This window comes from Pedobacter sp. UYP30 (assembly GCF_040547165.1).
Lineage (GTDB): Bacteria > Bacteroidota > Bacteroidia > Sphingobacteriales > Sphingobacteriaceae > Pedobacter.
On the sequence record NZ_JBEPPD010000007.1, the window covers coordinates 130,804 to 154,833 of the forward strand.

Consider the following 24,030-nt stretch of genomic DNA (forward strand, 5'->3'; position numbering starts at 1 on the left):
AACTCGACAACACTAAAAACAAAAAAAATATGAAAATGTCTAAATTATCTTTACTATTTGCGTTTTGCGCAATGATGTTCTTCGGCTGTAAGCAAAAAGCACCCGAAAATTCGAACGACACAGCCAGAGCTATTTGGCCGGTTGAAAAAGCCAACGACTGGTATAAAAAATGGGGCTGGCTTAGGGGAAGCGATTTTATTCCCAGTACTGCCATAAATCAATTAGAAATGTGGCAAGCAGATACCTTCGATCCTAAAACTATAGATACAGAGCTTGGTTATGCAGAAGGTATTGGCCTAAACTCTATGCGGGTTTATTTACACCATGTGGCTTGGCAAGAGGACAGGGCTGGATTTAAGAAACGTGTTGGGGACTATTTGGATATTGCAGATAAGCATCACATTTCTACCATTTTTGTGCTGTTTGATGACTGTTGGAACCCAACATACAAAGCTGGGAAACAGCCAGATCCAAAGCCTGGCGTTCATAATTCTGGCTGGTTAAGAGATCCAGGCGATTTGATTTATACAGATTCTACGTTGGTAGACACGTTAGAAGTGTATGCAAAAGACATTTTAACTACCTTTAAAAACGATAAGCGTATTGTACTTTGGGATTTGTACAACGAACCCGGCAACTCTGGAAACGGCAATAAAAGCTTGCCATTATTGCAAAAGGCTTTTGAGTGGGGCCGCACGGTAAACCCTTCTCAGCCATTATCTGCAGGTGTATGGAACTGGAAATTAAAAGAACTTTCTGATTATCAACTTAAAAACTCTGATGTGACCACTTACCATAATTATGGCGATGTAAAAGATCATACATTTTGGATTGATACCTTAAGAACCCTTTCTAAACGCCCTTTAATCTGCACCGAGTATATGGCTAGAAAGAACAACAGTTTGTTTAGCAACATTATGCCGCTGTTAAAGAAAGAAAATATTGGCGCCTACAATTGGGGACTTGTTTCTGGAAAAACCAATACCATTTATGCTTGGGATACTCCGATTCCAAGTGGCGATGAACCAAAACTTTGGTTTCATGATATTTTTAGAAAAGACGGTACACCATACAAAAAAACCGAAGTAGATTCTATAAAAATGCTTACCGGAAAATAAGTGATAAGAATAAATATTACAATCCTTTTGCTGTTGGTCTTTGGCTTTTCAAATGTCAAAGGTCAACAGCGTTTGGCAATTGATGCAAATTTTGCCGACCCTACTGTTATTTTATACCAGGGGGTTTATTATGCTTATGCAACTCAGGCCAGCGTAAATGGAGTTATGCATAACATACAGTTGGCAACCTCTACCGATTTAAAAACATGGAAAATGGTTGGAGACGTGCTCCCCGTTAAGCCTTTGTGGGCAAAAAATACCCAAGATTTTTGGGCGCCACATGTACTGTATGATGACGAAGCCCATAAATTTGTGCTATTTTTCTCTGCCAAATCTGATGATAAAAAGTTTGATAAATGTATTGGCGTTGCTTTTTCTGATACTCCAGAAGGTCCTTTTCTAAGCAGCGAAAGTCCTATTGTTTCTGGTCCGGGTTTCGAAAACATAGATCCTTTTGCCATCCACGATAAAAAGACCCACAAAAATTATTTGTTTTGGGGTTCTGGTTTCCAACCGATAAAGGTTAGAGAAATGAGCCGAGATTGGAAAACTTTTGCCAAGAAATCTGTCGAAAAGGCATTAGTTTATCCCGGGAGGGAAAAAAAATACAGCAATTTAATAGAGGGCGCTTGGGTAGATTTTTGCGATGGCTTTTATTACCTCTATTATTCTGGCGACAATTGTTGCGGAGTAAATGCAAATTACGCGGTGATGGTTGCCCGATCAAAACACCTAATTGGCTCATATAGCACTATGGCAAAGGTGAAAAACATTCCGTCTAGCGTAGTGTTGGCGAAAAACGAAAATTGGTTAGCCCCAGGTCATAACTCTATTTTTAAAGACAAAATTGGGCAGCGTTGGATTGCCTACCATGCCATACATCCTAAGCAATTAACATCGCCCGACCAAAAACGAGTAATGCTAATTAGCCGATTGGTGTACAAAAATGGATGGCCAGTAGTTGAGATTGCCAAATAATCTAATTGAGCAAAGGCCATTTTCGATGGTCACATCCGTTAGTTAAAACTACGCAATTTTGCAAGAATTCGGTTTCTAAAAACTATAGCTTTTCTTGTCAGACAACAATGTTCTGTAATATAGGTTTTTAGCTTTAAGCTTTGTGCATTTTGCTTTCAGCCTTTATATAACAATGGCACAAAGCGCATTATTTTTTTTCGGCATGTTGCCGTTCATCTTTTAGTTTTTGGGCGTATTCTGTTGGAGAACAGCCAAATTGTTTGTTAAAATTCCTGCTAAATCTAGATTGTGAGCTGTAACCCACTAAATCGGCAATTTCGTAAATCTTGTAGCTTCCACTGGCTAATAACTCAGCAGCGCGTTTTAGCCTCGTTACGTTTATAAGCTCGCTCGGCGTAAGATCCGATATAGATTTAATTTTTCTATACAAGGTAGGTCTGCTCATGTTCATTTCATCGGCCAACAGTTCTACATCCAAATTTTCGTTAGTCAGGTTGGCCAATAGAATGACCTGCAATTGGTCTAAAAATGACTCTTCGTGCTTGTTAAAGGCAATTGTACTTATGTTTGCCAAAGGTGACCTCGAAAAGTGATCTCTAACTTTCTTTCGGTTTTCCAACAGACTTTCTACCTGCGCAACTAAAAAATCTGGCGAAAATGGTTTTTCTATATAGCTGTCTGCGCCAAGTTCTAAGCCTTCAATTTTGGCGGTTAAGGTACTTTTAGCGGTGAGCAGTATTACCGGAATATGGCTATAATGAACATTGCTTTTTATTATCTCACAAAGCTTGTATCCATCCATCTCGGGCATCATAATATCAGAGATAATTAGATTTACAGAGTTTCTGTCGATTAGTTTTAGAGCTTCCAAACCATTGTTGGCGCGCAGTATCTGGAATTTCTCCTTTAATTCGCCTTCAATAAAATCCAAAATCTCATCGTGGTCGTCTACCAACAAAATAATGGGTTGTGCCTGGCTTTCATCGGTAAGTTTGTTTGGGTAGTTTGCCTCTGCAACATTTTCCTCCGTTAAATCTAGCTCTTGCAAATGGTGGATTGGCAGCATGAGTTCAAACGTATTCATGGAATTTTCTGGCGTTCCCAAAAGCAGCGTGCCTTCATGCAGTTCTGTTAAAAACCGAGCCAGGGGCAAACCAATGCCAGTTCCAGACGATTTTCCCTTATCATCAATTCGAAAAAACGGATCAAAAATTTTCTCTTTTAAATTTTTCGGTATCAAATGCCCATCATTAGAAATAACAAGTTTAAAAGAATCGCCGTTGTGGTCAGGCTGATTTAAAACCACAATAATTTTAGATTCCGCATATTTGATGGCATTGCTAAAAAGGTTGCTTACTATCTTTTCAAAGGCCTCTAAATCTACATAAGCGGCTACTGGATGATCTGGCACAACCAAATTGAACGACAAATTTTTCTGTGCAGCGGCAAGTTTAAAACGGGCAAATATTTCGGCAAGTACGTTAGGTATGTTTACACGCACGAAGGTAAGCTTGTAACTGTTTGTCTCTACTTTTCTTAAATCTAGTAGTTGGTTGGTTAAGTTTAGCAAACGTTCTGTGTTTTTATCCATAATATGAAGACTCTCCACAAGATCTGGCACCGCTGCTGCTTGTTTAATAATCTTTTCCATCGGCCCTTTTATCAAAGTTAAAGGTGTTTTAATTTCATGGGCCACATGGGTAAAAAACGATATTTTCGCTTCGTAAATTTCGCGCTCTTTCTGGTTTTCTAAATGGTCTGCCTTGCGCAAATGCCTTTCTTTTTCTCTGTTGAAGAAAAATCTAGTGATAAAATAAAAAGCGCTTCCAATAAAAATAAAATAGAAGAGATAAGCCCACCAAGTAGCCCACCAAGGTGGTAATATCGAAATGTGTAATCGACGTATTTGCGGGTTTGTATGATGACTTTGGTTTGCAACTTTAACCTCGAAGACATAATCTCCTGGCGTCAGCTCGGTAAAATAGACCGTTCTATTGGTTTGTAGGTAGGTCCATTCTTTATTTATGCCCAGCATTCTATATGCATATTCTGTCATTTCTGGCGCTGCATAGCTTAGCGCAGAAAAATTTATGTTAAAAGAAGATTGCTTATGGTTTAACGTAACGTGGTCGGTTGATAAAATAGAGTTTTTTAAAGGACCCGCATTAGAAATTTTAACTTCTTTGTTGTCTATCTGAAAGCCGGTTAGAAAAAGTGGGGTATTAAAATTCGTTTTATTGAAATCGTCCGGATTAAAACTAATCATTCCTTTTATGCCACCGAAATATAGATTTCCTAAACTATCGGCATAGCCAGAGTTGTAGTTAAACTGATCGCTAAGTAGACCATTGGCAACGGTGTAGATTTTAAATTGCCCGGTTTTATGCTGCTTTACCACGAGACCTTTCGAGGTGGTAATCCATATATTATGAAATCTGTCTTCTAGTATTTTGAAAATTAAATCGCTAGGTAGCCCGTTATTGGTATCAAAAGAACTAAATTTTTTGGTTTCAGGATCTAATACAGAAAGGCCACCGCCATACGTTGCAAGCCAAATTTTATGGTCGGCGCTTTCAAAAGCGCTCGTTACCGCATTAGATACAATGCTATTGGCTTTCGGTTTATGCAGGTAGCGAGTGGACGTACGCGTGGCCGGGTTGTATTTAAAAACGCCGTTATCTAAGGTACTTGCCCAAATATTGCCCAGGTGGTCCTCCATTAAGTTATGGATAAATGGCGCTTGTTTGTCTAAATGAAGCTCTTTAAAGTTATCCTCTGTCTCATTGTACATAAATAGGCCGTTGCTTGTTCCAATTAGCGTGTTTCCCTTTCTAGTTTTTATAATGCTAAGTACAAAGTTGCTTTGTAAATGGTTTGGCGATAATCCCGCAGAGTAATGTTTGATAACTTTTTTGCTAGCAATATCCATCACATCCAATCCATGTTCAAAGGTACCGATCCACAATTTGTTTTTATCGGCAAAAAGTGCATGTATGTTGCTATAGGCTATACTTCCTGCGCTGCCATCGGGCGTAAAGTTCTTAAATTGCTTCGTTTCTGTATCGTAAAAATTTAAGCCGCCATCTTCTGTACCAATCCACAGGTTGTTGTTTTTGTCTTTACAGATTTCTCTAACAATGTTGCCTTTTAAAGAATTATTGCTTGTGGTGGGAAAGTATTTTCTAAAGTTAGAGAAGGTTTTGGAGTAATAATTTAAGCCACCAAAATAGGTAGCTGCCCAAATCCCACCTTCTCTGTCTCGATACACATCGTAAACCGCATTGTCTGAAAGAGAATAAGGATTATCTATTCTCTTCTTCAATTGTTGATGCTGGCCCGTGCGTTTGTTGTAGATGTAGATTCCAGACTCCGTTGCTATCCAACATTCATCGGGATTGATTTCGACGAATTTCCGAACAAAAATATTTGTTTGGTCTGGGTTGGTGATCGAAACATCTCGATACGTTAACGTGTTGCAATCAAAAATTTTTACACCTTGGTTGGTGGTACCGACAAAAATTGTATTGTTACTTCCTTTCTCTATGGTTTGGATATAATGAGAAACAGCAGGCTTAGAATGAGAAAACAGATTGTACGAGGGGCCAAACTTTTCTTGTCGTGGCAAATATTTCTGCAAGGTGCCATCGTTAAAAGAAACCCATATTTGGCCTAAAGCTGTTATGGTTATTCCCGTTGCATAGCTATTGTTGAAATTTTTATACTGGCGAAATGTCTGCGTATGCACATTGTACGAACACAATTCGTTGTTTGCGATCAACCAAATGTTGTCCTGCGTATCAGTTTTGATTAATGGAACATCTTTCTCAGCAGTGTATTTAAACCTTGTAAATATTTCTTTGTCAGGGTGATATATAAATAGTCCCTTTGTGGTGCCTACCCACATTTGAGCGTGGTTATCTTCTAAAATGGTATGAATAAAATCGCTACCGATGCTAGTTTTATCACCTTCTTTATGTCTATAAACTTTAAAAGAATAGCCATCAAATCTATTTAGACCGTCTCTTGTGGCGAACCACATAAAGCCTTTCGAATCTTGTAATACACTAAAAACGGTATTGTAAGAGAGTCCGTTCTCTGCCGTGTAATGCTTAAAATAATACGGTTGCGCAAAACCCAAAATAGGGCATAGCAAGAAAAGGAAAAGAAATATAGTTTGGTTAGTCTTCAATTTTTATCGGGGTCTATAGGTATTAAATATAACTTAATTTAGCACAAGAACAGCTCAAGCATAATGATAAATATAACTAATATGCCATTTTCATCTTGCTTAAATCGGCAGCATGTGCTTTTTTTCTACCGAGTTCAAATTCATAAATTTCTCTTCCAATGTTTTTCATAAAAGGATAGCACACCGTTTCGTATTCGTACACGCCATCGTTATAAGTGTTATTGTTGTTACTTTGCAACACAGCGGTTAAAAAGAATTCAACTTTGTTTTTAAAGTCGACAAAATAGGTATTGTCTATAATAAAGCCATAACTGTCGCCATATTTGCTAAAAATTCTGATGTTGGGCGTAAGATGAGCATTTTTCTCCCTACCGAAATAGATCATTTTTGCATAGGTAGGCCAAAATTCCTTTGTATTGTACGTTGGATGTGTGCTTTCTGTCGGGAACATACTCATATAGGTGTAAATAAACTTATAATCTTCTGGCCTAAGGTTGTAACGATCTTTCTTGGGGAAAGCTTCTGGAAAAATGAGTTTTCGCATCAACTTTTGCTGATTCGCAACAGAAAAAGCATTCTTATCCTTAAAACTGAAAGGCTTGTTTACTATTTTTTCATTACTGTCTATATATGCTTTGCCAACAATTAGCCGGTTTAATTTTAACGGATAATGTTTATCATCATATTCCGCAGGATTTAGATAGACCAGTTTAGCATCGTTATAAAATCTAACTTGGTTGGTATGTTTGGATGATTCTCCTGCATCGCCTATGGCCAATCGATTTAAAATTCGGCTATCTGTTAAACCATATTGCTTCAGTTTTCTATTTATTTCGGCCCTGCCGATAAATTCGTATAAACGGTTAAACGCATCGTTATCGCTGGTAAGCAATATTTTTTTAATGTATTGCGCAATGCTCGGTTTACTGTTTGCTGCGCTCGTATCACCAATTATTTTTGTTTGTCCTCGGTAACTGCTATCGGTGATCATTATGCTATGCATGGTTAAACCTGTTTTTTTTAGCGCATTAACTTTTTCTAGCGCAAAAATAACCGCTGCCAATTTAACTGTACTTGCAGGGTAAAAGTAATGATGCGGGTCTAGGTGATAGCCAAAGCTTTTAAAATGAGGCTTGTTCTGCACATCTCGATTTATCTGTGTGTACAGAATCTGCACCTGTTTATGGTCGGGAGTTTTTAAAATGGTGTCGAAAAGTGCTGGCTTCGATTTCATCAGCTTTGCTAAAAAAGTGGTATCTATTTTTTGGGCCATAGCAGAAAAAGAGGTAAAGAATGAAAGCAGAAGAAATGCTTTTTTCATTTGGTTTATTTTTGTGGATGCTTGGCTAAATTAGCAAAATTTGAGCATGTTCTAAACTAGCGTTTATTTGTTTCGCACACCTCGTATTTTTTACCTACCTTTGCGTCGTTTTTGGTGTCTGGGCTCAACCTCAGACTTAAAAGGGAATGCAGTGTAAATCTGCAACTGTCCCGCAACTGTAAGCTCCAAAAAGGTTTTTCAATCTTTTGCCACTGTTTGCCTTTCGGCGGATGGGAAGGCGGAAAAACTAGGAGCAAGTCAGGAGACCTGCCATTGCATAATAATTTCATAGCTTTCGTGGATTGAAGCTAGGAGTGGAGCAATTGCGGTTTTCGTGTTTTCATTTCTTTTATTAATCTGTTGGCTGTGGGCAAAACTCACCACCAGAATGACTTTAAAAAAGGGTGTTTCTTTAAACATCATATATTTTTTAATTTATGCCTTCCTAACGGGATTAAGCATCGTTCTGCCTAAAAATGCGGTTGCCCAAACAGATTCTGTAAAAGCAAAACAGCTAAAAGATGTCGAGATAAATCAATATAAAAAATCGAACGTAAATCAGTCGCCCGTTCCGGTGCAAATTTTGGAGGGAGCAGAATTACAGCGTCTAAATAGCCTTTCTGTGGCAGATGCAGTTCGTTTTTTCTCTGGTGTGCAATTGAAAGATTACGGCGGCATTGGAGGTTTAAAAACCATCAACGTACGGAGCATGGGCAGCAATCACACCGCTGTTTTTTATGATGGCATTCAGTTGGGCAATGCACAAAACGGACAAGTAGATCTAGGTAAATATTCCTTAGATAATATGGAAGAAATATCAGTTTATGTTGGGCAGAAGCCAGATTTATTAATTCCTGCGCGAGGCTATGCAGCAGCAAGTGCCTTATATTTAAAAACGGCAACACCTAAATTTGTAGATGGGAAATCTTACCAGGCAAATGTATCGATGAAAGCTGGTTCGTTTGGTCTGCTGAATCCAAGCATCAATTATAAGCAGAAAATTAACAATAAACTCTCCCTGAGTTTTGATGGCGCCTATGTGGAGGCAAACGGCAAATATAAATTTAGATATAAAGATTACGAGTACGATACCACGGTGGTTCGAAACAACGGCGATGTGAAATCGTTACGTTTGGAGGCAACGCTTTTTGGCACGTTGGCCGATAGCAGCCAGTGGAATGTAAAAGTGTACAATTACAATTCTGCAAGAGGACTGCCAGGAGCTATTGTTTCTAATAAATACACATTTACCCAACGCCAATGGGATGACAATACGTTTGTACAAGGCTCTTACCATAACAACTTAGCTCAAAAATATAACCTGTTACTCAATGCAAAATATGCCTACAGCTTTCTGCGCTATATAGATCCAGAAATAAAACTGAATAAAGGCATTTTAGACAATAGATTTACAGAGCAAGAATGTTACCTCTCTGCCACCAATCTCTATAAGTTTTCGAAGTTATGGCAAGTTTCTTTAGCCACCGATTATAGTCTGCAAAAACTCGATGCCAATCTGTACAATTTTGCCTATCCAACCCGCCAAACAGGATTAATCGCGCTAGCAAGTGGCATAAACTTAAAGAAACTACAAGTTCAAGGAAATGTGCTGGCTACTTTGGTGCACGAAAATGTAGAGCAGGGTATTGCCGCGGGTAATAAGCAAGAATTTACGCCGACAATTATGGCGTCTTGGCAACCATTTGACAGTCCAGACTTTCGTCTTCGGTCTTTCTATAAATCTATTTTTAGACTGCCAACTTTTAACGACCTTTATTACACTTTCGTTGGAAATTCAAATCTTCGGCCCGAATACATACACCAATATGACATTGGGTTTACCTTTAACAAAGCTCCGCTTAAAAAGCGTTTGGCGTATTTTTCCATACATACAGATGCGTATTATAACCGAGTTAAAGACAAGATTGTCGCCATTCCGGGCAATAATTTGGGGCGTTGGACCATTTTTAATATAGGTGATGTGAGTATAAAAGGGGTGGAGACAAACATCCAAACCGTTTGGAGTTTAGCAAAAGATTTATCACTCAAAGCCAGCGCCAATTATACCTTCGAGAAAGCAATTGATATAAGCGCTACGGCATTTAATTATGGAGATCAGGTTCCATACATTCCAGTAAACAGCGGCACGGCTAGACTCGCCATCGATTATAAAAATTTTAGCTTTAATTATGGCTACATCTACACTGGCGAACGGTATAGCCAAAGCGCAAATATTCCTGTAAATTACGTTAAGCCTTGGTACACCCACGATTTAACGGTCGGCACAAATTTTAAACTGAATACTACGAGGCTGGCTTTAACCGCCGAGGTAAATAATGTGTTTAACCAATATTACGATGTTGTGCTCAATTACCCAATGCCAGGAAGAAACTATCGCTTTACACTAAAATCAAACTTTTAAACACCTAAAAAACATGGAAAATAAATTACAAATTTCAATTAGACTTATCGCCGCAGTATTTTTGCTGGCTTCTGTATCTGCCTGTAGGAAAGATCCGCCTAAGAAAGACGACGTTACAAACGGCTACGAAAACCCTTCTAGTGGCATGAAAGGCCTTTATCTGCTTAACGAAGGGAACATGGGGTCTAACAAAGCATCGTTAGATTTTTACGATTTTGCATCTGGTTTATATACACGCAATATATTTAGTGCTGTAAACCCCGCGGTAACTTTAGGATTGGGCGATAGCGGCAACGATGTAAAAATTTACGGATCTAAAATGTATGTTGTGGTAAATGGTAGTAACAAATTAGAGATATTAAATGCCAAAACTGCTAAAGAGGTTGGTAAATTAGATATTCATAACCCAAGATATGTAACTTTTTACAAAAACTTTGCCTACATCACTTCTTACGACGGCTTTGTGGCAGTTGTAGATACCGCAAATACAAGTGTTATCAAAACTAAAATTACAGTGGGTAATCAACCAGAGGAAATGGCCGTAGTGGGATCTAAACTCTATGTTGCAAACTCAGGCGGGCTAAATCCCCCAAATTATGATCGTACCGTTTCTGTAATTGATTTGAGCTCGAACATCGAAATTAAAAAAATAGATGTCGCTATAAACTTGCATCATTTAAAGGCAGATCAGTACGGCGATCTGTACGTAACCTCTAGAGGTGATTACGCTAACATTCCTTCCTCTATTTTTTTAATTGATACCAAAACAGATGCGGTAAAAAAGGATTTTCATTTGCCGGTTGAGAACTTTTGTATTGAGGGCGACAATGCTTACGTTTTCTCTTACAGCTACACAACGAAGAAAGCAACTTACGTAAAGCTAAATGTTAAAGAGGAGACTGTGGTAAGCGATAATTTCATTACCGATGGAAGTGAATCGTCAATTAAGGTTCCTTACGGAATAAGTGTGGACTCGTCAAATGGCGATATCTACGTGTCGGACTCACCAAGTTACGTTGACCCTGGGGAACTTTATTGTTTTGATAAAACAGGTAAAAGCAAATTTAAAACTCCGCTTACCACAGGCGATATTCCCGGCCATTTTGCTTTTTTGTCTAAATAATCCATTAAAAACACACACCTAAAAAATAGAAAAAATGAACAGATTAATTACCCTATTGTTACTGGGCGGTATATTTATTACCAGTTGTAAAAAAGACCATGGGTTTCTGCCTCCAAACGTTAGTTTAACAAATCAAGCAGACTCAGTTACCGCAAAAATAAACGTAGCCCAAACTTTCAACATCGATGTTAAAACCGATAAGGATTTGACGCAAGAATGGGTGCTTGACGGGAAAAAAGTTGGTAATGGAAATAGTTATGATTTTACTGCCGCTAATGCCGGTAGTTATTTGCTTACCTACAAAGCCACAAATGCAGGCGGTGTATTTACGCATAGTTACAAAATTATAGTGGAGGTGCCTGTAATTGCAATTAAAGCTGCAAGCAGCAAATTTATCAGCAAAGTTTTTGACTATCAACCTGCTCCAGGACAGGGCATTAACGAGACTGTAGGCAGCCCAGAACAAGCGCAAAAGCTTATTGGTGGCACAAATAGCTTTGTCACCTTAGGTGCTTTTGGTGGTTTTATCATTTTCGGGTTCGACCATTCTGTGGTTAACAATACAGGTTACGATTTAGGTATTTATGGCAATCCATTCGGCCCGCCATACGATTTCTCTGAACCAGGCGTGGTAATGGTAAGTCAAGATGCGAATGGAAACGGTTTGGCCGATGATGAATGGTATGAATTGGCAGGAAGCGAATATGCAAAAGCAACCACCATTAAAAATTACGAAATTACCTACACCAACCCGAAAGCATTTGCAGATGTGCCCTGGACAGATAACCAAGGTAAGAGTGGAGTTGTTAAAATAAATAACTTCCATAAGCACAATTTCTATCCAGAATTTGCCGACAATCAAGAAAAGCTAACCTTCAAAGGCACGCTTTTGCCCTCCACCGTGTCTTCAAGTGGTTTTACCACAAGTAAACCATTTGATTTTGGTTATACAGACAGCTATTCTTTGGGAGACGATTTCAAAACCAACGGATTTAATTCATTCGACATTTCTCGGGCTGTTAATAAAGAAGGCAAGAAAGTGGTGTTAAAAACGATAGATTTTGTAAAGGTGTATACCGGACAAAATGCTAATGCAGGCTTTTTAGGAGAAATTTCTACCGAAGTAAAAGGAGCTGTAGATTTGGGAATTAAGTAATTCTATTAAGAGTTTATATCCCAAGATAAAATTATAACTTTGCAATACATTAAAAATAACAAAGAAAATGTCAGATTTTAAGTTTAATCCACGCGATTTAGTATTGCTAGTGATGATATTAGCGATTACCGCTTTTAGATTGTTGGTTACCTTTAATACGGATGAACTGCAGTTTGCCAATTTTTCTTCTATTGGTGCGGTAGCACTTTTTGGCGGTGCGTATTTTAAAAACGATGTAAAAGCATTTGCTTTTCCTTTGTTAAGCTTGTTCTTAAGCGATTTTATTTTATCTACGACCATTTTTAGTTCATACAGCACTGGGTTTTTATACGGAGGATGGTATTGGACTTACATTGCGTTTGCGCTGATGGTTTTGGTTGGAAAAGTGATGCTTAAAAAGACCAACGTGGTTAGTTTTCTTGGTTCTGCGCTGATGATAACACTTATACACTGGGTTGTAACAGATTTGGGTGTTTGGTACGGCAGTCCTGTCTATACCCAAAATTTTGCAGGCTTTTGGCAAGTTTTAGTGCTTGCTATTCCGTTCGAGCTTAGGTTTTTAGGAGGAACTGTTGTTTACGGCGCAATAATCTTTGGTGCTTTCGAGGCGTTAAAGTCGAAATATACGGTGCTAAAATTACAACCACAGCGCGCCTAATTAGTAAAGAAAATATTTTTATATCCTCCTTTAGCATAGCTTTAGGAGGATTTTTTTTATTTTAGCGTATGGAAAAATTGGTGGTTTTTACAGGCGCCGGAATAAGTGCAGAAAGTGGATTGAAAACTTTTAGAGATGCCGATGGACTTTGGGAGGGTTACAATATCGAAGATGTTGCCACGCCAGAAGCTTGGAGAAAAAACCCGGAACTGGTACAAAATTTTTATAATGAACGTCGTGAACAAGTTCTAAAAGCAGAACCAAACGAAGCTCATAAAATCATAGCCTCGCTCGAAGAATTTTTTGAAGTTAGCGTTATTACCCAAAACATAGATGACCTGCATGAGCGTGCTGGTTCTAAAAATGTAGTGCATTTACATGGGCTGATTACCAAAAGTCAATCCGATAAAAATTCAAGTTTAACCTATTCAATTATGGGAAGCAACATAGAAATGGGCACCTTATGCGAGCTCGGTTCGCAGCTGCGGCCACATGTGGTTTGGTTTGGGGAAGAGGTGCCCATGATAGAAGAGGCTTCTTTTCTTTGTAGCAAAGCTGATGTTTTTGTACTCGTTGGGAGTTCATTGGCGGTTTATCCTGCTGCGGGTTTGCTACAGTTTGTGCCATCGAAAACCATAAAATACATCGTCGATCCAAAAATACCTAGCGTTAGCGCTTATCAACATGTGGTAAAAATTGAAGAAAAAGCTGTTATTGGCATGAAGGAGGTAAAAGAGCTTTTGCTAAATGAGCGATAGAAAACTATGCGTGTTCAACTGGAGTGGGGGCAAAGACAGTACTTTGGCGCTCCATCATGTTTTGCAAGATGATACTTTGGAGGTAAAGTATCTGCTCACCACTATTTCCGAAGCATACAACAGGGTGTCTATGCACGGTTTGCGTGTTTCGTTACTCAGGCGACAAGCAGAAAGCATCGGCATTAAGCTTTATGAGGTTTATCTGCCCGAAAATGCAAGTATGGAAAGTTATAATACTTTGATGGAGCATCACTTAAAAAAGTTAAAAAATGAAGGAATAACGCATTCTATTTTTGGAGATATTTTTTTAGAAGATTTAAAAAGATATCGGGAAGAAAAAAGCGCAGCAAGCGGGATGGAAGCTATTTTTCCGATTTGGGGGCGAAATACAACCGAGGTCATCAACGAGTTTTTAGCCCTTAATTATCAAACGATAATTATTTGTGCCCAGCAAAATTTAGAACCCTACTGCGGTAAAATTATCGATGTAGATTTAATTGAGTCTTTGCCCTTAGAAGTAGACGTATGTGGCGAAAAATGGTGAATTCCACACCTTTGCTTTCGCGGGGCCAATCTTTAAAAAGAAGATTAGTTTTAGTGTTGGAGAAAAGGTAAATAGAACTTACACTATTGCTAAAACAGTACAGAATGGAGAAAATAAAACCCAAACTACCACCGAGGAAATTGGTTATTGGTTTAGTGATTTAATAGAAGCGTAACAAGAATATAGTTTTTTGGCATCATTTTTTCATAAGGTTATCTAAACACAGATTAGGTTATTAAAAAACACAGTTATGAAAAAGTTATTTGCAATAGTAGCATTAAGTTCGGTCATGTTTGCTTGTAACAATAAGGCAAAGCAAGAACAAGCGGTTCAAAAACAGGAACAGGTGAAAGCGATAAAAGACAGCATTCGCTTGGATAGTTTCGCTAGAGTTGACGCAGTAAAAAAAGAGAAAGCCAAAAAAGATGCCGAAGTCGCCGCAGCTTATAAGGCCGGGAAACGTTCGGCCACGGGAAGTTACGCTAACGGTAGCAGCAGCAGTTCTTCTAGTTATGGTGGTACTCAGCCAACCGCTAAGAAAAAAGGTTGGAGCGATGCAGCTAAAGGTGCAGTTATTGGTGGAGCTGCCGGAGCAGTTGGTGGTGCCATTATCGATAAGAAAAAAGGTAGAGGTGCAGTAATTGGTGGTGTAGTTGGCGCTGGTACTGGTTATTTGATAGGTAGAGGTAAAGACAAAAAATCTGGACGTGCTAACTAGTAACTTTGTTAAAAATACGTTAAAAGCGGCAGAAGATTTCTGACCGCTTTTTTTATGCTCCTTTATGCTAAAGAATTTGTTGAATAACGGCTAACAACCCGTCAAAGAAATCCGCAAATAAAAAAAAGGCCTTTCGGCCTTTCTTCGTAATCAAAAACAAAACTTATTTTTTTAAAATACTTCTGCGCTGTTTGCCAATGTCTTCTCAGCCAAAGTATTCTGCAAGCTTCTTTCTAAGTGCACCTCATTGCTGGTGTACGCCACAAAGGTTTCGCTATCCAACAATAAATCTCTATGTTTAATTAGGCTACTTAATTTAATAATACCAATAACATATTTAAAATTTTTGGCTGCATAACGTTCGCTTATTTCTTCGAACTCTAACTTTTCAACTAAACCATCATCTTCATATCTAAGGTAAACCTCTAACAAACTTTGGTCTGAATGTTGAACCGCATGCCCTGAATTAAATTTTTTGTATTCGTAACGATAATCGTAGCGGAGTGCAACAATATCAGACAACACAGCTGCTCCTGTTGGGTGGCCACCTGCACCTTTGCCAAAAAAGAATTGCTTATCGGCAAAAGCGGCCTGTACGGTAACCGCATTATATTCGTTCTCTACATTATATAGAAAATCTTCTCTGTTTACCAATTTTGGCAACACATAGGTTACAATTTTATCTACACCAACTTTAACCGCAGTCGGTACCAGCTTAATCCTTAGATTTTTCTCCCTTGCATAATTTACATCGCTTTGAGCAAGGTTTTGGATGCCGACATTTAGAATATTTTCTGGTGCTACGAAAAGCCCGTAAGCATGCGCGGTTGCAATGGCCAGTTTATATTTTGGGTCGTAGCCGCCAACGTCTAAGATTGGGTCTGTTTCGGCAAAACCTAACTCTTGAGCTTTTTTGAGTGCATCTTCATAAGATTGATTTTCATTAAAAACCTTGGTTAAAATGTAATTGGATGAGCCATTAAAAATCCCGCTTATCGAACTAAAAAGCTCATTGTCGTAATATTCTTCCAAGTTTCTGATGATTGGAATACTTCCACAAACAGCTCCCTCGTACAATAATGATGTACCGTGTTTTTGTTGCAACTCTACTAATTCTTTCAAGTGCGTGGCAATCATTTTTTTGTTTGCCGATACCACATTTTTTCCACTTTTTAAAGCAGTTGTTACAATGGTATATGCAGCGTCAGCATCATTTATTAGCTCTATAACCGTGTTTATTTCGCTGTTTTCTAAAATTTCGGTGTGGTTGGTGGTAAACAGTTCCTTTTGTAACGTTCGTTGCTTGCTTGGGTCTTTAATGGCAATTTTAACAATCTCCAAATTAAGCTGTTGACTTTGGATAATGTCTAACAACCCTTGGCCTACAACCCCAAAGCCAAATAATCCTATTTTTAATTTTTTACTCATTCTTTTTGTTAGTATTTACTAGTTAGATGTTAGTATTGAGATGGGAGACATTAGATATGCTATTTGTTGCCAGTTATGGGTTGTGATGCCAAAACTAGACTTCTAACCCTTAACCTTTAACCCTTAACCCTTAACCTTCCTTCGCTCAACCCGTATGCTGCAACCTAATCACTTTCTTGTTTTTGCTCTCTTTTAAAAAATTGCCAATCACATTTGTTAAGGTGTCTGTTTCAATCAAGAAGCCATCATGTCCATAATCAGATTTTACAATCGCCAAAGAAGCATCTGGAATATGATTTGCCAAAAACTGCTGTTCTGACAATGGGAACAATAAATCGTTTTCTACAGCCACTACCAAGGTATTTGCTTTAACAGACTCTAATGCTTCCACGATACTCGGCCGGTTTCTGCCCACATTATGGCTGTCCATGGCTTTACTTAAATAATAGTAGCTATACGCATTGTACCTTTTGGTCAGCTTTTCTCCCTGATAGTTTTGATAGGAAGAAGCACGGAAATTGTCTACTTTATCGTCATCACTTTCTAGCTGCGTATTGCAGTAGGCACTAAAAGTTCTATAGCTAAGCAAAGCGATGCTTCTTGCCGCTTTTAAACCTTTCAATCCGCCCTCGGGCTGATTTGCATAGAACGTACGGTCGGCGGAAATAGCCAGCCGTTGGCTTTCGTTAAATGCAATTCCCCACGGAGAATGCACAGCATTTGTGGCAAGTAAAATTAGGTTTTCGATCATATTTGGCTGTGAAATACTCCACTCTAAGGCTTGCTGGCCACCTAAAGAACCACCGATCAGTACTTTTATTTTCTTAATTCCGAGATAATTGGCAAGAACCTCGTGTGCCGCAACCATATCTCTAATGGTAAAGCTAGGAAAGGAAAGATAATAGGGTTGGCCAGTTACCGAGTTTTTACTCAACGGATTTGTGCTACCGTAATGTGATCCCAGTACATTTGCACAAATAATAAAGTGCTCGTTAGGATTAAAAAGGTTGTTTTTTCCAAATAATCCCGGCCACCAATCCATCACATCTGCATTGGCGGTTAGCGCATGGCAAACCCAAACTACATTGTTTTTCTCTGCATTAAGTTTGCCAAATGTTTGGTAAGCGACTTGAAGATTGTCTATTTTCTTTCCATTTTCTAATTCGAAATTAGATTTGTGCTGATAATAGGAAACTTCATTATTTTTATGCTCGGACATATACTCGAGTTTAATTTTTGTAAACAACCTTACTTAATTGAAGCAAAAGCTTGTTCAAAATCTGCCTTAATATCGTCTATGTGCTCAATACCTACCGAAACGCGTAACGCATTCGGCTTAACCCCGGCAGCCAACTGTGCCTCATCGCTAAGTTGCTGATGCGTAGTCGCCGATGGTTGGATAATAAGCGTTTTCGTGTCGCCCACATTTGCCAAATGCGAAGTGAGTTTAAGGTTGTCTATAAACTTGCTTGCATTTTCTTTAGTGCCGTTCAACTCGAAAGAGAGTACTGCTCCAAAACCGTTCTTAAGATATTTTTTTGCCAGCTTATTGTATTTGCTACTTGCCAAGCCTGGGTATTCTACTTCCTTAACTTGAGGATGGTTTTCTAACCATGTAGCCAATTCCAAAGTATTGTCTACGTGGCGCTGCACCCGTAAAGATAAAGTTTCTACACCTTGCAGCAGTTGCCAAGAGTTAAACGGAGAAGGTGCGGGACCAAAATCTCTCAGACCCTCTACGCGTGCGCGGATGATGAACTGGATATTCCCAAACTGGCTACCTACGCCAAAAACATCACTAAAAACCAAGCCGTGATAGCCTTCTGATGGCTCAGAAAACTGTTTGAATTTTCCATTTCCCCAGTTGTAGTTTCCGCCATCTATAATAACACCACCAATAGACGTTCCGTGGCCACCAATCCATTTTGTGGCCGATTCTACTACTATGTTAGCACCATGTTCTAATGGCTTAAACAAATATCCGGCAGCGCCGAAAGTATTATCTACAATAAAGGGAAGATCATGTTTTTTTGCAATGGCAGCAATTTTTTCAAAATCTACAATGCTGAACGAAGGGTTGCCAATGGTTTCTACATAAATGGCCTTGGTGGTCTCGTTTATTTTTGCCTCAAAATCCTCTGGTTTATCTGGATCTGCAAAATCTACGTGTATACCTAGGCGTTTAAAAGCAACCTTAAATTGGTTGTAAGAACCTCCATATAAATGAGAAGAGGATACAAAACTATCGCCACTTTCTAAAATGTTATTTAATGCTATAAATTGCGCAGCAAGGCCAGACGCAGTTGCCAAGCCCGCCACGCCGCCTTCCAGCGCTGCTATTCTTTTCTCAAAAACATCGGTAGTTGGATTCATCAAGCGGGTATAAATGTTTCCAAATTCTTTTAGCGCAAATAAATTAGCGCCATGTTCGGCATTTTTAAAAACAAATGAGGTTGTTTGATACAATGGAACGGCTCTAGAACCTGTTACAGGGTCTGCTTCTTGTCCGGCGTGTACTTGTAATGTTTCAAATTTATATGACATGTGTATATGTTTAAATGTGAGTGATTTTAGTTTTTGAATGATTAAATTGTTTGTGCGTACCTGTTCAAAGGCCTTCCAAAATTGGTTAATAAACCAAAAAAGAAGATTTTTTTGTTTAGCAAGTGCAACAGCACATCGAGGTCATCCGATTGGAAAAACCAACGTAAAAAACTGACCTGTTTAAGCCAGATGACCTGTGCTTAATTTGTAAATCGCTTTGCGAAAGAAAATTTCTACTGTTCATTAGTTGTTATTTATATTTCCAAATAACTTTTTGTTACTTGGTCAGGAATTGGCACCTTCTCTTTTGGAGGGTTGCCAGCGAGTCCCAGAGCCTGTCTCTCGTCGCTTCTTTATAAATCAACCATTTAAAGTTGATTTTTATTTGATGGCTACCAAATAATATTTCAAAAGTGGGTAAAAAATTTTAAACAACAAAATTTAATTTCGATTTTTCTGTTCTTGCGCCTCAATAGCTTGCTGTTGATTGGTTTAGATGCCCGGGTTTTGGATTTTCAAGTTTACAAGCAAATGATTACCTTTATGGCTACCTAGATTTCTACCTATGAAAAATTTTAAATTTGTTTATCTTTCTGTATTTTTTATGGTGTGTGCAACGCTGCAAGTGCAGGCACAATTTGGAGGATTAAAAGACAAACTTTTAAAGGTTGGCGCGGCCAAAGCCGCAAAAATGATGGGTGTAGATAAGCTTTTAAAGCAGCCAGCAGCAATTACCACCAATTTTGATGATGTAGATAGAAGCGGAGAAAAAATGCCCGATTTTTTCAAAAACATTAAGGCGCAACCGCTATACTTACTGCCAAAAGCACCAGATGGAGGATTTTACCTTTGCGAAGGTTTCTATGAAATGACCAATAAAAGTTATTGCTTACATGCAGGAACTTATGGTCCCTCAAAAGGAGACGGCTACATGTTTGCGCCTTTATTAGGTCCAAAGAACGAAATAATTACCCTAATTTTAAAAAGTGCCGAGAACCATCCAGAGATAGATCAACATGATATTCAGCTATTGCTTTGGGCGATTATTGCGAGAACAAAATTTATCGATTATTCGGGAAGTATAAAAGTTACGGCGCTAAAATTGTTGACTACCAAACAACTTACTATGTTGGAAGGTGGCGTTATGGGTATTTTGCCAGGTAACATAATGGAAAAAGCAAAAGATCAACTTCCCCGCGGATTACAGGCGGTTTTTGAGGCCGAGAATAACATTAGGCAGTTGGTTGCTTCTGGCAACTATACTTATGCCGATATGGAAAAGTACGCAATTCTTGCGGGTATGGCTCCAGTTCGCAGCGATGTGCCAAGCGGCATTTGGACCAAACATCCAGATGGCTACTATGTTAGGTATGTTCCGTCTGGTTATCCAACTACCAAAACACAAATTTATGTTCCAAAAGAACTTTTGGTAGATGGCAAGAAACTTATTTACGATGCCACAAACGACATTGCTTGCCCCGGAAATACAGGTGCACAACGCTTGGTACAAACTAATGAACCGCTTAATCCCGACATAATTTAAAGTTAACTACCATTTGTTATCCGGTAAAAGAGGTAGGAGGCGGAAGGTAGAAGGTTTGAGATATGAGGCGAGGAGTCATACAACTTAACGACTAACCAACTAGACAATTTACCGACTAAACGCCTAAACAGTCAACGCTTGCTCTAAATCTGCTATTAAATCATCTATATGCTCTAACCCGACAGAAACACGAATAAGGTTTTTTGGAGTTTTGCTGTCGGGTCCTTCAATAGAGTAGCGATGCTCAATTAAACTTTCTACCCCGCCAAGACTAGTTGCTTGCGCAAATAGCTTTACTTTATTGATCATTTTATTGGCCGCTTTTTCGCCACCTTTAACCAAAAAAGAAAGCATGCCGCCAAAATCTTTCATCTGTTTTGCAGCAATGTTATGTTGTGGGTGCGTTTCAAGTCCTGGATAAAAAACAGCCTCTACGTTTGGATGGTTGTTTAAGTAACCTGCAATTTTTTTACCATTTTCACAATGACCTTTCATGCGATAGACCAAAGTCTTTAAACTTCTGCAAAGCAAGTAACAATCAAAGGGCGATGGTACCGCACCACCCGTTTGTTGCACGTTTCTTATGTCGCTCCAAAATTCATCTATCTTTGCGGTAACCAAAATGCCTCCAAGAACATCGCTATGGCCACCTAAATATTTTGTGCTAGAATGCATTACAATATCAGCACCCAACAAAATTGGGTTTTGCAGAACTGGCGAGGCAAAGGTACTGTCGCAAACCGTAGTCAATCCTGCCTTTTTTGCAATTGCGGCAATGCCAGCAATGTCTGTTACTTTTAACAGAGGATTTGACGGAGTTTCTATCCAAATGACTTTGGTGTTCGGTTTTATAGATTCTTGTACAAGATTTAAATCGGTTTGATCTACAAAATCAAATTCTAAAATCCCTTTAAAAATAGTGAGTAGTTGCTTTTTAAAACCCCAATACATATCATCTGGCGCTATAATGTGGCTGTTAGGTTTTAACGCCTGAAAAAGCGCCATGCCAGCGGTGTTTCCAGAAGAAAAAGCCGCAGCTTCGGCGCCAAACTCCAATTTTGCTAACGTATTTTCTAAAGCAGACCTATTTGGATTGCTAACCCTGCTGTACATGTGTCCGCCAGGGTAATTTCCATTTTCATTGCGGTAAAAAGTGGTAGAAAGGCTTATGGGTGGCGTAACATCGCCTGTAGCTGCATTTACTAAGTTAGAGGCGTGTATGGCTAAAGTTTCTGGTTTCATATTGGTAAAAATTTACTTTATTTAGGTGGCAATTTAATAAATTGAAAGTTATTTTAGCCCTTGCAGGGTTTTTGGCAAGATTTATGTATTTGGATTGACAAATTATAAACTCAAAAGAAATGAAAAAATTATTTTTAGCCATAGCAGTGGCTTGTACGGTTATGCTAATTTTGCCAAGTTGCAACGTTGCAAAAAGAGCAACTGCAGGTATAAGTGGAAGTAGAGGTACGGCGGTGCGGAACTGGGTGGTAAGCAATATAGCCTTAGAAGGATTGCCAGATCAGGCTGTACAAGGTTTGTTTGGCGAAAAGAATTATAAGTGTTTTGAAGGAAGTGCTTGGAATTTAACCAATAGCGGAAATGGCACGTATACACTGCCTGCTTCTAGTGAATGTGGTGCAGTAACTCAGAGTATTTTTTGGTCTGCAGCTCCAAAAGATGAGACTTTCCAATTTAAGAAGATATACGAAGGCGATAAGGCTAAAAATGTTACAGAAGGTTATCGTTTGATATTAACATCGCTATCTAGCGAACAAATGATTTTAAAATCGCCGATTGAGTTTGGTGGAAAAACAGCCAACATTATTTTAACTTTTACACCTGCTGCAAGGTAATTGATATAGGTCTTGTTAAGAGTTCTACTCATAACTTTAATTTTTAAAAGAAGCATCCAATATGGGTGCTTCTTTTGTTTTAAGAGATTAAGCTAACCCGTTTGCGTTATCAATTTCTTAAAATTACCACCCCGCCAAAGGAGGGAATGCGAATTAACGCTTGCAATAAATCGAAACATTCTTTCTGTATTTGTTTTAACATAGTATCAAGTATTTAGTATCAAGACATCCCGTATATCCGCTTTAGTCTTTTAGCTTTCTATTGATAATCAATTAGTATTTGCATGTCGATATGGCGCTACAGATTAACCTAACTGTGTTTTTTTGTATGATATAAATATTGTTGCAAACAAATGGTAGTTTTAGTTTGTCGTATTGTCGATTATCACACTCAATTAATCAAAAAAAAAGAACAATGAAATACAATATTTTAGGAAACACTGGATTAAAAGTTTCAGAATTATGTTTGGGCACCATGACCTTTGGCGGGGGTGAGGGAATGTGGAAGGCCATTGGCCAGTTAACACAGAAAGAAGTTAATGAATTGATAAAAATTTCTGTGGATGGTGGGATTAACTTTATTGATACTGCCAACGTTTACAGCGACGGAGTTAGCGAAAAAATGACAGGAAAAGCCATTAAAGATTTAGGTCTTACTCGTGATGAACTTATTATTGCAACCAAAGTGCGCGGAAAAATGGGAGAGGGGCCAAACCAAAGTGGTTTAACGCGTAAACATATTTTGCACCAAGCAGAAGAAAGTTTAAAAAGACTGAATGTAGATTACATTGATTTATACCAAATTCACGGTTTTGATGCATTGACGCCTTGGGAAGAAACCTTGTCTGCCTTAGATATTTTAGTAAAACACGGCAAGGTGCGCTACATTGGTTGTAGCAATTTGGCGGCTTGGCAACTTATGAAGGCGTTAAGTGTTTCTGAAAGAGAAAAATTTGAAAAATTTGTTTCCCTCCAAGCCTATTACACGATAGCAGGTAGAGAATTAGAACGAGAACTAATTCCACTATTGCAGGATCAAAAACTTGGACTAATGGTTTGGAGTCCTTTGGCGGGAGGATTATTGAGCGGAAAATACGATAGAGACGGAAAATCTGACGGCGGTAGACGTGCAAATTTCGATTTTCCGCCTGTTAACAAAGGTAGAGCTTTTGATGTTTTAGATGTGCTAAAACCAATGGCAGAAGATAAAAATGCATCTGTAGCAGAACTTTCTTTGGCTTGGTTGCTTCATCAAAAAGCAGTGAGCAGTGTAATTATCGGTGCTAAAAAAACAAAGCAGTTAAAGGATAATTTGAAATCGGTAGAAGTGAAATTTACTGATGAAGAATTAAAAAAACTAGATGAAGTAAGTAGGTTGCCAGCCGAATACCCAGGTTGGATGTTAGAAAGACAAGGCGGCGACAGAAGAGCTTAATCTTCTGTGTTACTTTCTGTTAAACGTTTACTTTTATGAGTTTTTGTTTGTTTTTGCATTAGGGATTGAAGTGAAAATCCTTTTTGCCATAAGCCCCTTTAGGATTGGGGTAAAAGATTGTAACGGAAAGCCCGGGCCCTTTTTCGGGCAATGCCCAACCTAACCGTTTCGTCATTTTAAACGCAGTGAAAAATCTCATAACTAGGTGCGGATTCTATAATTACCTACATGTGAGATGT

19 protein-coding genes and 2 riboswitches are annotated in these 24,030 nt (G+C 38.6%); of the genes, 13 read left to right on the forward strand and 6 right to left on the reverse strand.

Translation table 11 applies throughout. The features are described from left to right. Positions 1 to 35: 35 nt before the first annotated feature. Complete coding sequence (locus tag ABIB40_RS10200) at positions 36 to 1,118, forward strand: glycoside hydrolase family 2 TIM barrel-domain containing protein (protein ID WP_354358642.1); 1,083 nt, start codon at positions 36 to 38, stop codon at positions 1,116 to 1,118. Continuing rightward, positions 1,119 to 2,096 (forward strand): glycoside hydrolase family 43 protein, encoded by a 978-nt coding sequence (locus ABIB40_RS10205; RefSeq protein WP_354358643.1) that lies wholly within the window; start codon positions 1,119 to 1,121, stop codon positions 2,094 to 2,096. Positions 2,097 to 2,283: 187 nt separating this feature from the next. Here the strand turns inward: ABIB40_RS10205 and ABIB40_RS10210 are convergent, their stop codons facing one another. Then, positions 2,284 to 6,285 carry a hybrid sensor histidine kinase/response regulator transcription factor gene (locus tag ABIB40_RS10210; protein WP_354358644.1) on the reverse strand — a complete coding sequence of 1,334 codons (4,002 nt, stop codon included), beginning with the start codon at positions 6,283 to 6,285 and terminating at the stop codon, positions 2,284 to 2,286. A gap of 76 nt (positions 6,286 to 6,361) precedes the next feature. Further along, the gene (locus tag ABIB40_RS10215; RefSeq protein WP_354358646.1) at positions 6,362 to 7,606 is read right to left on the reverse strand and encodes a serine hydrolase; all 1,245 of its coding nucleotides are present in this window, start codon (positions 7,604 to 7,606) and stop codon (positions 6,362 to 6,364) included. A gap of 95 nt (positions 7,607 to 7,701) precedes the next feature. Further along, a riboswitch (cobalamin riboswitch) is annotated at positions 7,702 to 7,895 on the forward strand. Positions 7,896 to 7,994: 99 nt separating this feature from the next. On the opposite strand from ABIB40_RS10215, the gene ABIB40_RS10220 reads away from it, so the two are divergent. The 8 genes from ABIB40_RS10220 (at position 7,995) to ABIB40_RS10255 (ending at position 14,985) form a co-directional block, all read left to right on the forward strand. Beyond that, on the forward strand, positions 7,995 to 10,028 hold the full coding sequence (locus tag ABIB40_RS10220) for a TonB-dependent receptor plug domain-containing protein (RefSeq protein ID WP_354358648.1): 2,034 nt from the start codon (positions 7,995 to 7,997) through the stop codon (positions 10,026 to 10,028). A 13-nt stretch (positions 10,029 to 10,041) separates the two neighbouring features. Next, the gene (locus ABIB40_RS10225; protein WP_354358650.1) at positions 10,042 to 11,151 is read left to right on the forward strand and encodes a YncE family protein; all 1,110 of its coding nucleotides are present in this window, start codon (positions 10,042 to 10,044) and stop codon (positions 11,149 to 11,151) included. Positions 11,152 to 11,185: 34 nt separating this feature from the next. Then, a complete protein-coding gene (locus ABIB40_RS10230) occupies positions 11,186 to 12,307 on the forward strand; it encodes a PKD-like domain-containing protein (RefSeq protein ID WP_354358652.1) in 1,122 nt (373 codons plus the stop codon). A 67-nt stretch (positions 12,308 to 12,374) separates the two neighbouring features. Continuing rightward, the gene (locus ABIB40_RS10235; protein ID WP_354358654.1) at positions 12,375 to 12,965 is read left to right on the forward strand and encodes a DUF6580 family putative transport protein; all 591 of its coding nucleotides are present in this window, start codon (positions 12,375 to 12,377) and stop codon (positions 12,963 to 12,965) included. A 68-nt stretch (positions 12,966 to 13,033) separates the two neighbouring features. Next, positions 13,034 to 13,723 carry an SIR2 family NAD-dependent protein deacylase gene (locus tag ABIB40_RS10240; protein ID WP_354358656.1) on the forward strand — a complete coding sequence of 230 codons (690 nt, stop codon included), beginning with the start codon at positions 13,034 to 13,036 and terminating at the stop codon, positions 13,721 to 13,723. Then, entirely contained in the window at positions 13,713 to 14,267 is a 555-nt protein-coding gene (locus ABIB40_RS10245) for a Dph6-related ATP pyrophosphatase (protein ID WP_354358658.1), read from the forward strand. Before ABIB40_RS10240 ends, ABIB40_RS10245 begins: the two co-directional genes overlap by 11 nt. Further along, positions 14,251 to 14,442: a hypothetical protein gene (locus tag ABIB40_RS10250; protein ID WP_354358660.1), complete on the forward strand. Its 192-nt coding sequence runs from the start codon at positions 14,251 to 14,253 to the stop codon at positions 14,440 to 14,442. The genes ABIB40_RS10245 and ABIB40_RS10250 overlap by 17 nt, the downstream gene beginning before the upstream one ends. Before the next feature lie 75 nt (positions 14,443 to 14,517). After that, a complete protein-coding gene (locus ABIB40_RS10255; protein ID WP_354358662.1) occupies positions 14,518 to 14,985 on the forward strand; it encodes a YMGG-like glycine zipper-containing protein in 468 nt (155 codons plus the stop codon). A gap of 171 nt (positions 14,986 to 15,156) precedes the next feature. Here ABIB40_RS10255 and ABIB40_RS10260 read toward each other — a convergent pair whose 3' ends face one another. From ABIB40_RS10260 to ABIB40_RS10270, 3 genes are all read right to left on the reverse strand, one after another. After that, the gene (locus ABIB40_RS10260; RefSeq protein WP_354358664.1) at positions 15,157 to 16,413 is read right to left on the reverse strand and encodes a homoserine dehydrogenase; all 1,257 of its coding nucleotides are present in this window, start codon (positions 16,411 to 16,413) and stop codon (positions 15,157 to 15,159) included. A gap of 145 nt (positions 16,414 to 16,558) precedes the next feature. After that, a complete protein-coding gene (locus ABIB40_RS10265) occupies positions 16,559 to 17,632 on the reverse strand; it encodes a homoserine O-acetyltransferase family protein (RefSeq protein WP_354358666.1) in 1,074 nt (357 codons plus the stop codon). A gap of 29 nt (positions 17,633 to 17,661) precedes the next feature. Next, positions 17,662 to 18,957, reverse strand: coding sequence for an O-acetylhomoserine aminocarboxypropyltransferase/cysteine synthase family protein (locus ABIB40_RS10270; protein ID WP_354358668.1), 1,296 nt, complete (start codon positions 18,955 to 18,957; stop codon positions 17,662 to 17,664). Between the two features lie 251 nt (positions 18,958 to 19,208). After that, positions 19,209 to 19,319, reverse strand: a riboswitch (SAM riboswitch). Positions 19,320 to 19,522: 203 nt separating this feature from the next. On the opposite strand from ABIB40_RS10270, the gene ABIB40_RS10275 reads away from it, so the two are divergent. Next, entirely contained in the window at positions 19,523 to 20,500 is a 978-nt protein-coding gene (locus ABIB40_RS10275) for a hypothetical protein (RefSeq protein ID WP_354358670.1), read from the forward strand. 123 nt (positions 20,501 to 20,623) lie between these two features. On the opposite strand, the gene ABIB40_RS10280 is transcribed toward ABIB40_RS10275, so the two are convergent. Continuing rightward, positions 20,624 to 21,742 (reverse strand): trans-sulfuration enzyme family protein, encoded by a 1,119-nt coding sequence (locus tag ABIB40_RS10280; protein ID WP_354358672.1) that lies wholly within the window; start codon positions 21,740 to 21,742, stop codon positions 20,624 to 20,626. A gap of 119 nt (positions 21,743 to 21,861) precedes the next feature. Between ABIB40_RS10280 and ABIB40_RS10285 the strand changes: the two genes are divergently transcribed. Then, positions 21,862 to 22,356 carry a hypothetical protein gene (locus tag ABIB40_RS10285; protein ID WP_354358673.1) on the forward strand — a complete coding sequence of 165 codons (495 nt, stop codon included), beginning with the start codon at positions 21,862 to 21,864 and terminating at the stop codon, positions 22,354 to 22,356. 415 nt (positions 22,357 to 22,771) lie between these two features. After that, positions 22,772 to 23,791 carry an aldo/keto reductase gene (locus ABIB40_RS10290; protein WP_354358675.1) on the forward strand — a complete coding sequence of 340 codons (1,020 nt, stop codon included), beginning with the start codon at positions 22,772 to 22,774 and terminating at the stop codon, positions 23,789 to 23,791. Positions 23,792 to 24,030 lie beyond the last annotated feature (239 nt).